12 protein-coding genes are annotated in these 11,659 nt (G+C 42.6%); 8 read left to right on the top strand and 4 right to left on the bottom strand.

From position 1 onward, the window contains the following. Positions 1–149: 149 nt before the first annotated feature. The 5 genes from puuE (at position 150) to B3Q46_RS07910 (ending at position 4,301) form a co-directional block, all read left to right on the top strand. Positions 150–1,115, top strand: coding sequence for an allantoinase PuuE (gene puuE / locus B3Q46_RS07930; protein ID WP_286714079.1), 966 nt, complete (start codon positions 150–152; stop codon positions 1,113–1,115). A 141-nt stretch (positions 1,116–1,256) separates the two neighbouring features. Then, positions 1,257–1,760, top strand: coding sequence for a 2-oxo-4-hydroxy-4-carboxy-5-ureidoimidazoline decarboxylase (uraD, locus tag B3Q46_RS07925; protein WP_286714078.1), 504 nt, complete (start codon positions 1,257–1,259; stop codon positions 1,758–1,760). Next, complete coding sequence (uraH, locus tag B3Q46_RS07920) at positions 1,757–2,077, top strand: hydroxyisourate hydrolase (protein ID WP_286714077.1); 321 nt, start codon at positions 1,757–1,759, stop codon at positions 2,075–2,077. Before uraD ends, uraH begins: the two co-directional genes overlap by 4 nt. A 33-nt stretch (positions 2,078–2,110) precedes the next feature. Continuing rightward, on the top strand, positions 2,111–3,466 hold the full coding sequence (locus tag B3Q46_RS07915) for a nucleobase:cation symporter-2 family protein (RefSeq protein WP_286714076.1): 1,356 nt from the start codon (positions 2,111–2,113) through the stop codon (positions 3,464–3,466). Between the two features lie 121 nt (positions 3,467–3,587). After that, positions 3,588–4,301, top strand: coding sequence for an outer membrane protein OmpK (locus B3Q46_RS07910; protein ID WP_179992546.1), 714 nt, complete (start codon positions 3,588–3,590; stop codon positions 4,299–4,301). Positions 4,302–4,356: 55 nt separating this feature from the next. Here the strand turns inward: B3Q46_RS07910 and B3Q46_RS07905 are convergent, their stop codons facing one another. Beyond that, complete coding sequence (locus B3Q46_RS07905) at positions 4,357–4,854, bottom strand: ureidoglycolate lyase (RefSeq protein ID WP_286714075.1); 498 nt, start codon at positions 4,852–4,854, stop codon at positions 4,357–4,359. A gap of 12 nt (positions 4,855–4,866) precedes the next feature. Further along, the gene (gene alc, locus B3Q46_RS07900; protein ID WP_286714074.1) at positions 4,867–5,871 is read right to left on the bottom strand and encodes an allantoicase; all 1,005 of its coding nucleotides are present in this window, start codon (positions 5,869–5,871) and stop codon (positions 4,867–4,869) included. Positions 5,872–6,084: 213 nt separating this feature from the next. Here alc and hpxO point away from each other — a divergent pair, with 213 nt between their 5' ends. After that, entirely contained in the window at positions 6,085–7,242 is a 1,158-nt protein-coding gene (gene hpxO, locus B3Q46_RS07895) for an FAD-dependent urate hydroxylase HpxO (protein ID WP_180069217.1), read from the top strand. Positions 7,243–7,319: 77 nt separating this feature from the next. Here the strand turns inward: hpxO and B3Q46_RS07890 are convergent, their stop codons facing one another. Both B3Q46_RS07890 and B3Q46_RS07885 read right to left on the bottom strand, forming a co-directional pair. Beyond that, positions 7,320–8,672: an 8-oxoguanine deaminase gene (locus B3Q46_RS07890; RefSeq protein WP_286714073.1), complete on the bottom strand. Its 1,353-nt coding sequence runs from the start codon at positions 8,670–8,672 to the stop codon at positions 7,320–7,322. 39 nt (positions 8,673–8,711) lie between these two features. Beyond that, positions 8,712–9,653, bottom strand: coding sequence for a LysR family transcriptional regulator (locus tag B3Q46_RS07885; RefSeq protein ID WP_286714072.1), 942 nt, complete (start codon positions 9,651–9,653; stop codon positions 8,712–8,714). 280 nt (positions 9,654–9,933) lie between these two features. On the opposite strand from B3Q46_RS07885, the gene B3Q46_RS07880 reads away from it, so the two are divergent. After that, positions 9,934–10,989, top strand: a complete 1,056-nt coding sequence (locus B3Q46_RS07880) for an aromatic ring-hydroxylating oxygenase subunit alpha (RefSeq protein WP_286714071.1) — start codon at positions 9,934–9,936, stop codon at positions 10,987–10,989. A gap of 118 nt (positions 10,990–11,107) precedes the next feature. Further along, entirely contained in the window at positions 11,108–11,593 is a 486-nt protein-coding gene (locus B3Q46_RS07875; protein ID WP_286714070.1) for a nucleoside deaminase, read from the top strand. The last annotated feature ends 66 nt before the right edge of the window (positions 11,594–11,659 follow it).

Here is an 11,659-nt window from a genome sequence, read left to right as displayed (position 1 = left end):
TAAGTGTCAACAGACCCTAATTAAACCTGTGGAATGATAAGAAATATTAGGAATATTTTTAAATTTCATAGATGTTCTATTATGGCGCATAAATTGCTTATCACGCTTATTCAATTTTACTGTTTGATATAACACATCAGGGATTAAACGTGACCAGCACATATCTACGCGGACAAGAACTCATAGATCAAATTCGAAACCAGCCTTATTCACGTGACTTGATTGGCTATCATGGCGATATACCAAAAGTAGAATGGCCTAATCAGGCCCGTGTCGCAGTTCAGTTTGTACTGAATTATGAAGAAGGTGGTGAAAACCACGTTGAACATGGGGATGCCGGTTCAGAACAATTTCTATCTGACATTATTGGCGCAGCCAGCTTTCCAGACAAACATATGTCGATGGATTCCATGTACGAATATGGCTCACGTGCTGGCTTCTGGCGGATTCATAACGAGTTTAAAAAGCGTAATCTGCCGATGACCATTTTTGGGGTTGGGATGGCTTTAATCCGCAACCCTTATATAGTCGAAGCGATTAAAGAAGCCAATTATGATGTAGTGTCACATGGTCAGCGCTGGGTGCATTATCAGGACATGCCAATTGAGCTTGAACGCCAATATATGGATCAGGCGATTAGCGTACTGGAAACCCTGTTCGGCAAAGCACCGACTGGCTGGTATACCGGTCGTGATAGTCCAAATACCCGTCAGTTACTGGCTGAATTTCCTCAGATTCAATATGATTGCGACAACTATGGAGATGACTTGCCATTTTGGAGTACATTGACCAATCAGGCAGGTGAAACACGCCCTCATTTGATCATCCCCTATACTTTAGAAAGCAACGATATGAAATTTAGTTCACCGGGCGGCTTTAATAGCGGGGAACAATTCTATCAATATTTAAAAGATGCCTTTGATGTGCTCTATGCTGAAGGTGAAACTGAACCAAAAATGCTATCGATCGGGATGCATTGTCGTATTTTAGGGCGGCCGGGACGCTTTAAAGCCCTACAAAAGTTCCTCGATTATATTCAAGGTTATGAAAAAGTCTGGATTTGCCGACGGGGCGATATAGCAGCACATTGGTATAAATATCACGCACCAAAATGAGAAAAATATATTAAAAAAGAGAACCTTGAGTTCTCTTTTTTGCTTTATAGATCATATAAAAACACAAGATTAAGAAGATTTGGCACTGATATTGCAAAACTTGTACTGAACAAAAAATGAATATCATCAGGCGATTTAATAGTGCAACTCGTTGAATTTAATCAGGCATCTCCAGAAGAGGCCATTACCTTTTTAAAGCACTGTGTGCAAATACCGAGCTGGTCGACCCAGATTGAAGCAAAGCGTCCTTATGCAGCTGTTGAAGATGTATTGAATATAGCCAGACAACAGGCTGCAACTTGGACCTGGGACGAAATCAAAGCAGCTTTGGATAATCATCCACGTATTGGCGAAAAAAAGGCACAGGCTGAATTAAGCGAAGTTGAAAAAAACTTTTCCAATCGTGAACAGGCTGCGATAACTCAGGACGAAGCAACTCAGCAAGCTTTGCTAGAAGGCAATATCGCCTATGAACAAAAATACGGTTATATCTTCCTGATTAAAGCGGCTGGTCTAAATAGCCAGGAAGTGCTGAATGCCTTGAAAGATCGTTTAACTAACGATCCGGAAATCGAAAAAGGTATTGTCCATACGCAACTGGCGGAAATCGCTTTATTAAGACTGTCACAGGAGCTGCAAGCATGATCAGCACTCATATTTTAGATACGCATCTCGGCAAACCTGCAGCACATGTGTTGATCAAACTTTTTGATGAAGAAGGTGCATTACTCGGAAAGGCATTTACCAATGCAGATGGTCGAGTCACCGATTTTGGTTTAACCGAATTTGAGGAAGGTGAATACAGTCTTGAATTTGCTACTTCTGATTATTTTGAAGGCTTAGGTCTGGAAACTTTCTTTCCTAAAGCAGTCATTCATTTTCAGGTGAAAGATGCCTCTCAGCACTTTCATATTCCTTTACTGATCAGCCCATTCGCGTACTCCACATATCGCGGAAGCTGATTTTTTATTTAAGCTTTGAGGGAGAGAAAAAGAATGACAGAACAAAGCACAAACATTTCACCTGAACATGAATATCTGGGTGCAGGCAAAAGTGCAGCTTATGGCTTGCAACATGTATTGACCATGTACGGCGGTATTATCGCACCACCCCTCATTGTGGGTACTGGCGCAGGTTTGGAAGCTACACAAATCGGTTTATTGATTGCGGCTGCATTGTTTGTTGGCGGTCTGGCTACGATTTTACAAACCATTGGAGTGAAATATATCGGGGCCAAATTGCCCCTGGTACAAGGGGTTTCCTTTGCGGGTGTGGCGACGATGGTGGCAATTGTGACGACAGGTGGAGGCTTATCAGCTGTTTATGGTGCAGTCATCGTAGCTTCATTAATTGGTTTCTTCCTTGCGCCTTATTTTTCTAGAATTATCCGCTTTTTCCCGCCAGTCGTGACCGGCTGTGTGATTACTATTATTGGTTTATCACTTTTACCCGTAGCTGTTCGCTGGATGATGGGGGGCAATAAAAATGCACCTGAATGGGGAAGTGTTGAAAATATCAGCCTGGCCGTGATGACTTTGGCTATTGTGATCTGTCTAAACTTGAGCAGAAATGCCTCAATTCGTCGCCTGTCTATTTTATTGGCGATCGTAATGGGTTCAGTACTGGCTTATCTGTTTGGTTTTGGCGATTTTAGTAAAGTCGGCCATGGTGCATGGGTACAATTTCCGAGTTTCTTTGCTTTTGGCATGCCGACCTTTGAACTCAGTGCAATCATTTCCATGCTGATTGTGACGTTGGTGATTATGACTGAAACAACGGCTGATATTATTGCTGTAGGTGAAATTGTTGGAACCAAAGTAGATTCAGAACGTATTTCCAATGGTCTGCGTGCAGATATGTTCTCAAGTGCAGTTGCACCGATTTTTGGTTCATTCATGCAAAGTGCTTTTGCACAAAACGTCGGGCTGGTTGCCATTACCGGGATTAAAAGCCGTTTTGTGGTCGCTGCTGGCGGTATGATTTTAGTGGTTTTGGGATTACTTCCAATTATGGGCCGACTAATCGCCGCAATTCCGGTTCCGGTACTTGGTGGTGCAGGATTGGTGCTATTTGGTACAGTGGCTGCGAGTGGTATCCGCACCTTGGCGAAAATAGATTATAACGAGCAGAAAAATCTGATTATTGTTGCAACTTCAATTGCAGCAGGCATGATCCCGATTATTGACTATTCTTTCTATGCCAATTTCCCTAAATGGTTCCAAACCCTGTTCCATTCTGGCATCAGTTCAACCTGTTTAATGGCGATCCTTTTAAACATTCTGTTTAATCATCTGCCAATGTTTAAGTCAAAAACAGAGGTTCCGGAAAAAGTCGCAGAAACGCTGCATTAAAGTTTGATTTCCTCCATATGCCCATGCCAGTCATGGGCTTTTTTATCAAAAATTAAAAAAGTTGGCTTTGTTCTTGCTTAATCCAGAATGAGATTTTTAATTCCATTGGGGAACCTTATTTATGAAATTTACTCAAGTTGCTGCTGCAACATTACTTGCATGGGGTGCAGCATCTGCACAGGCAAAACCAGTCTGGCAGGATTTTAGCGTTACTGGGCTTTATGGGGAAAACTATGAAGTTGTAGATGAAAAACAGGCAACCCTAACTGTTGAATACGCTGCAAAAGTTAAATATGCAGATGTCTTCTTTTTCATTGACCGTATGCGTGGTTCTGACGATATTAAATCAAGCTATTTTGAATTTTCACCACGTTTAAGTCTGGGTGAAGTTTCAGGTCAAAAGCTGGCATTTGGTCCAGTGAAAGATGTTCTGGTAGCAACGACTTGGGAAGGTGGTGAAGGTTTTGATAACTTCCTGTACGGTGTAGGTTTCGACCTGGCTATTCCAAAATTCAATTATGCCAGCGTGAATCTTTATCGTGTAAATAATGAAAATATGGAAGATGACTATCAGCTTACCTTGACTTATGGTGTGCCATTTAAACTGGGTACAGAAGAATTCCTGGTAGATGGCTTCCTGGACTGGTCAACTGCTGAAGATGATCATGCGAGTGAGATGAACTGGACAACCCAGTGGAAATGGAATGTCGGCAAGCACATTTCTCCTGATACCAATTTATATCTCGGTATTGAGCATTCGGTTTGGAATAACAAATACGGTATTGCGGATGCGGATGAAAATAACGTGAGTGCTTTAGTGAAATATCATTTCTAAATACAATAAATAAGAAATTTAAAAGCCCTTATTGATAAGGGCTTTTTTAATGGGCTTAATTTTCGATAAAGATCTTTTCAGGAAAAGTATAAACATCACAGTTTGGACCAGTACCGATCCGATCGATTACCACGAAATCACTTGGAGCTTCAAAGGTCAGCAAAGGATGATGCCAGGTTCCGGCACGGTAATTTACACCTTGTGTACCATTACTGATAAAAGCCTGAATTTGACTGAGATCAGGTTTTTCATGATCCAGATTAGGTGCAACCACAATTAAAAATTTCTGGCCCTGCATCGGGATGAACGCTTGTGAACCGACAGGATGACGTTCCAGCATTTCGATTGTAAAGGGAATGGCAGTGGTCTGAATATTTCTAAAAATACTTAGACCAACTTTTGCATCTGTTTCAGCAACCGCCAGAGCATGATAACGCTCAGTCTGCTGATCATTAATATGGAAAAAATCATTGCCTTCACAGGCAATGACCTCGCCATAAGGCAAGAAACTTTCAACAGTTAAAGGCTGTATTTTTATGCTTTGTATGCTCATAGTTGTAATTACTCAGACAACTTTTCCCCATAGACGAATCCGGCTAATGCCACCATCCGGAATCATGTTCACCCGAATATGGGAAATTTTTTCCTGTTTTAAGATTTCCTCAACAAAGCTATGAATATGATCCATCTGCATCTCTTGTGCTTCAAGCAGGAATGGCCAGAACATACTTTGCGGAATTAACTGCTGATCAGTCGCATCTTCAATATAAATCGCTTGAATAGAGACTTGAGCAGGGAAGTTACCTTTAAAATGCGCAGTATCAATCTCAATTTTTTCAATCTGGCCACTTTGACCCAAGGCCAGAATACACCAGTCAAAACCGGGTGCACGACGGCGCTTGGTTTCCCAGCCATCACCCATATTGATGCCACGCCCCGGATTAATCAGATTACGTGGATGACCAAAGTGCGCATCACTATAGGCAATGACACGACCGCCATTTTCCAGAGCGACCAGATCAATTACCTGATTGCTGTCCTGAACCTGAATTTTTACTTCACCATAGACTTTAAAGCGAGCTACACCCCCGTCAGGAAAAATATTTAGGCGTACATGTGTAAAGACTTCGTCTGAATCAATATTAAAAATATGATGCTGGCTCGGACCTAATATACTGTTTGGTAAAATTGAGTGCCAGGTTGCGGTGCTTAAGTCACCATTTGGTGCATAGCAGGCTTCAACTGCAGCAGAAGCTGGATAGTTTCCGGTAAAGAATGTGGTATCAATATCTAGTGCTTTGATGGTTCCAGCTACCCCCAGTTTGACAATCGCCCAGTCATAGCCGGCATGACGCTTGCGGCGGGTTTCCCAGCCGTCCATCCATTTGCCATGATTATCAAATTTATCTTCAACAAAAATTGGTGCATCAAATTGCAACATTCGTTTTGCTTCAGCAAAAAAATCATCTGAACATTCAAGAATTTCTGCACCAATCCGGCTATCAGCCAAGTTGGTAAGCTGCTGGATATGGGCAGGGATCTCGAAAATGGGTGCAAATAATGTTGCCATAACTATCTTCCATTCAAATTATGTTTAACGTGAATCTAATTTTTTATAAAAGTCTGTAATTCTGCTGAAAGACCTTATAAAAACAGGTTTTTAATGAATAGATGAATGCACGGCTTGTGCCAACTTTTGAGAAAAATCAGTGCATTATTTTCGAAATGGCACGCTTTTAGCTACACAGGGAGGAAGAAACACAATTTTGAGAGGAGCATATAGATGGAGATTACAATTATTGGTGCAGGGATGGGGGGATTGACCACAGGAATTGCACTAAAAAAGTTTGGGCATAAAGTCACCATCTATGAACAGGCAGAAAAGATTTTACCGGTGGGCGCGGCAATTTCACTTTGGTCAAATGGGGTAAAATGTTTGAATTATCTGGGCTTAACTGAGCAGGTGGCCAAGCTTGGTGGTCAGATGGATCAGCTGGCCTATATTGATGGTTTGACGGGCGACACCATGACCCAGTTCAGTTTATTGCCTTTGATTGAAGAAGTGGGACAACGTCCATATCCGGTGGCACGTGCTGATTTACAGAACATGTTGATGGACGAGCTTGGCCGTGAAGATATTCAGCTGGGCAAGAAGATGGTTGAGCTGCAAGAACAGAAAGACGGTGTTCTGGTTAAATTTGCGGATGGTACAGAAATTAAAACAGACCTACTGATTGGCGCAGATGGAACCCATTCCATTACCCGTGCCTATGTACTGGGCGAACAGGTTTCTCGTCGCTATGCCGGTTATGTCAACTGGAATGGTCTGGTAGAAATTTCAGAAAAGCTTACTCCGGCAGATCAATGGACCACATTTGTCGGACAAGGTAAGCGCGTTTCGCTGATGCCTGTGGCAGACGGAAAATTCTATTTCTTCTTTGATGTACCGTTGCCGGTCGGTTTAGAGAATAATCGGGCAGAATATAAAACCTTATTGAAACAGTATTTTGAAGGTTGGTGTGCGCCGGTTCAGCATCTGATTGACGCGCTGGATGAACAGAAAACCAATCGGGTTGAAATTCATGATATTGAACCGTTTGCCCAGTTCTATAAAGGTCGTGTTGTAATTGTTGGTGATGCCGCACATAGCACCACACCGGATATTGGTCAGGGTGGTTGCCAGGCCATGGAAGATGCAATCTATCTGGCTCGTTCTTTACAGATTAATACGCTGGGTCTGGAAGATGCCTTGAAACGCTATCAGAACAAACGCAATGAGCGTGCCAATGAGCTGGTCTTGCGTGCACGTAAACGGTGTGATGTGACACATATGAAAGATGAAGCCGTGACCAAAGAATGGTATGAAGAACTGCGTAAAGAGCAGGGACCGCATATCATGAAAGGGATTATCAGCAATATTATTGGCAATCCTTTAGATTAATTCTGCGTTTAATCTCTTGGCAAAAAGCCCTGAAGGGCTTTTTATATTTAAATAACAGGAATTCGCTAATAGATTTTTTAGGCCGCAAGTAAAGCTTTCGCTGCCTGACGATGTGCAGCCTGAACCGCTTCAAGATCCAGATTCAGGATTTCCCGGTCTTTAACGACCCATTGTCCATTCACCATGACATGTTCGGCACGGTCTGCACCGCACAGTAACAGGCCGGCAATCGGATCATGAATCCCTGAAAAACGCACATCATCCAGACTATAAAAAGCTAAATCTGCCTGAAAATCTGCTGCGATTTGTCCTAGGTGCTTTTCACGTCCCAGTACCTGTGCCGAGCCTTGTGTGGCCCAGGTTAAAGCACGTTCAGGCGTAATCACTTCTGCACCATATTTTAAACGTTGTAAATACATCGCCTGCCGAGCTTCCAGAATCAGGTTAGACGCATCACCTGAAGCAGAGCCATCCACACCCAGACCAATGACTGCACCTGCTTCCAGTAGATCCATGGTTGGACAAATCCCTGAAGCCAGACGCATATTGGAATGCGGACAATGACAGATACCGACTTGAGCCCGCCCTAAGCGTTGGATCTCATCGGCATCAAAATGAATGCCATGCGCCAGCCAGGTTCTGGAATTAAGCCAGCCTACACTTTCCAGATAATCGACGGTGCGCATGCCAAATTTAAACAGACAAAATTCTTCTTCATCCAGTGTTTCGGCCAGATGGGTATGCAGACGTACATCCAGTTTTTCTGCCAGTGCAGCACTTTCTCGCATAATTTCTTGGGTGACTGAAAATGGTGAACATGGTGCAAGCGCAATATTGACCATCGCATCAGCACTACGCTGGTGATATTTCTGCACCAACCGTTCTGAGTCCAGCAGAATGGTGTCCATATCCTGTACGGTATGCTGCGGTGGCAAGCCACCAGAATCTTCACCCAGACTCATGGAACCTCGGGTCAGCATGACCCGAATCCCTAATTGTTCTGATGCTTCAACCTGAACATCAATGGCATCGGACAGCTGCTGTGGAAACAGATAATGGTGATCCGCAGCAAAGGTACAACCGGAAAGCAGTAATTCAGACAATGCAATTTGAGTGGCTAGATAATGCTGTTCAGTATTCAATTTGGCCCAGACCGGATATAAGGTTTTTAGCCATGGAAATAGCGGCGCATTGACCACGGGAGCCCAAGCACGGGTCAAGGTCTGATAAAAATGATGATGGCTATTAATCAGTCCCGGTGTAATCACCAAATTCTGGGCATCAAAGAACTGGTCATAAGGCGATGCTGGGGTTTGTCCTAGAGTCACCAGCTCAATAATTTTGCCATCGCAAATGACCAAGCCACCACGGGCATCCAGATCATTTGCGGTAAATACAGCAAGAGGGTTTTTAATCCATAAGGTTGTCATATCTTATTTCCAATAAATATTATTCGTGCTGTAGCTAAATCAGGCAGCACATGAAGTATTAAGCTGTTGTAATTTAATTTTTAAATCTTCCATCTGGTCGATCAGATGGTTCATCATAATTTGTGAGATTCGGGAAATTTGCCGTTTCGGTGCCACACAAAGAGCAAGGGTCAGCGGATGCATCCCTTTCTCAATAATAGGTTTAAATACCAGTTCATCACGTACTAAATAAGGTAAGGCATCAATGTAGGACAATACTCCAATCCCTAAGTTGCGCTCTGCCAGAGAGGTAATCATGCGAATGTCATTACACTCCAGCTTTTGCTGCGGCATAAATTGATGATGTTTATATAGGCTATAAACATAGTCATGAATGATTAAAGGGGCACAGGGAATGAGATGCTTAAAATTTAAAGTGTCGGAAAAATAGATTTTTTCTGCCTGAGCCAAAGGATGAGATTTAGCCATCACAAATCCCACCGGGATTTCCACAAAAGACATGACTTCGAGCTGATTATGACTTTTAGGATTGAGCAGAATGCCAAAATCAACTTCAGCATCCATAATCATTTTAGAGACGGTATCACTTTCCTGAATCTGGATATTGAAATTGATCCAAGGATAGTTTTCATACATGTATTGCAGGGAATCTAAAACGAAACCGTCACTGAGTGCCGCAATGAGTCCGAGTTCAATGCTGCCGCGTGATAAACCCTGAATTTCATCAAAACGTACACAGGTCTGCTGGAATTCTTTTTGCCATTTGAGTAGATCTGCATACAGTAATTCACCTGCTAAAGTCAGCTTCAGGCCACTCGGCAACCGTTCAAAAAGCACGATGCCAAATTCTTCTTCTGCCAGAGTGATCTGACGATGAATCGCGGAGACGGAAATATAAAGCTGATCAGCTGCTTTTCTGAGGCTGCCTGTTTTGGCTACGGCAATAAAATATTCTGAAAATCTTGAAAAAGTAATATTCATAAAATCACGTCAATCCACCTGCACATCGTTTTAATCACATAATTTTCAGCTAGAAACTAAGTGATTCTGGTTCTATCAAGTGGATAAGCGATTTCTGTGCCAATTTTCAAAGAAATGGAACAGTAAAAGTTTTGTGTTCTATTTTTTGGAACACGGGCTACGAAACATTCTAATAGACAGTAGAACAGGCATTTGGCTAATTTTATTAAAGAACAACAAGGCAGCTTAATGAAATAAAAATTTAAGCCGTTGTCATGCAATAAATATTTGTGAGTGAACTATGAATGCGATCCCGGTGCTTAATTTATTCAGTCAACCGCACTGTAGCGGCTTTGACCCATCAGACTGGAATATCCTGGCTCAGCATTGGTATCCAGTTGCCCGTATTCAGGATGTGAGTACTACGCCACAGCAGGTACAACTTCTGGATGTGAAGATGGCCCTATATCAAACTGAGAGTGGCAGCATTCATCTAGTTCGTGATATCTGTCCGCATCGTGGGGTGCCATTAACCAAAGGCTGGGTAAAGGGTGAAGAAATCATTTGTCCTTATCACGGTCTGCATTACAACACTCAAGGAAAATGCACCAAAATACCGGCTCAACCAGAACTGACTAACATTTCGGATCGTTTTACCTTAACCAAGTTTCCAGTAGTCTTGAAATACGGTCTGGTCTGGACAAGCCTGTTTAGCCGGGATGAGGCAGAAGCTAATTTCCCTGATCTGGATACCTGGGAGAGCGAAGAGCACCAATCGATCTTACCGCCATTTGTTGATATCGGCGGTTCAAGTGGCCGGCAGTTAGAAGGCTTTATTGATGTGGCGCATTTTGCCTGGGTGCATCATGAATCTTTTGCTTCACGTGATAACCCGATCGTGCAAAAGTATTCAACTATGCGCACCCCTTATGGCTTGCATACAGAATATGTCAGCGATGTCAGCAATTATCCGCATGGCTTGCAGCATCTGGCCCCAGAAGGATTCTTGTGGAAACGTGTGTTTGATGTCTATCCACCATTTTCAGCGATTTTAACAGTGCATTTTCCGGAAAATGGCATCCTGAAAATTCTGAATGCCTGCTGTCCGGTATCTCATAATCAAACCCGTTTATTTGTGCCATTGACCCGTAATTTTGATACGACTGGTGATCTGCAAGCGGTTTATGACTTTAACGCACAAATTTTTGCTGAAGATCAGGACATGGTCGAAAGCCAGAAACCGGAAGAGCTACCTTTGGATATCACTATGGAAGCACATTTTGAAGCTGACCGTTCTTCGACAACTTATCGCCGCATTCTGGGGGAATGGGGCCTAAGCAAACGCTATATTGTTTAAATTAAATTTCCTCCTTTATGCACCCTGGTCTGTTGGGGGGCTTTTTTATTCCATATATGTCGAAAATCCTCTTTTTAGAGGAGCTATGACCATTGAACTACTAATTTTAGAGTAATTTATGCCACAGCCTAGCCATGAGCAAATGCTATCTTTTTTAAGATTATCCAATGAGGTTGCCAAGCGGGCAATGTCTTTAGGCCATCATCCTTTTGGTGCGGTGCTGGTTGCACCTGATCATGAAACGGTTTTACTGACCCAATGTAATATTGATACGGTCAACCATGCAGAAAGTACTTTAGCCCGGATCGCAGCCAGCAATTTTACGCCGGATTATCTGGCTGAATGCACCTTATATACGGCAGTTGAACCTTGCTGCATGTGTTCTGGAACGATTTATTGGGCCAATATCGGGCGGGTGGTCTATGCCATGACCGAAGAAAAATTATTGCAATGTACTGGAAACCACAATGAGAATCCGACTATGAGTGTTTCTGCTGAGTATGTTTTTGCTCATGGTCAGAAGAATATTGAGCTGATTGGACCAATCATGGAACTTGAACAGGAAACGGTTCAATTGCAAAAAGACTTCTGGTCATCTCGGTGAAGATTTGAAATTATTCTTTTTATAATTCTACTTCATTTTATTTATATTAGGGTCTGTTGACACTTA

The organism is Acinetobacter sp. UBA2581 (genome assembly GCF_002339435.1).
GTDB lineage: Bacteria > Pseudomonadota > Gammaproteobacteria > Pseudomonadales > Moraxellaceae > Acinetobacter > Acinetobacter variabilis.
The sequence above is the reverse complement of the archived record's forward strand: the minus strand, read 5'-3'. Positions and strand labels throughout refer to the sequence as shown.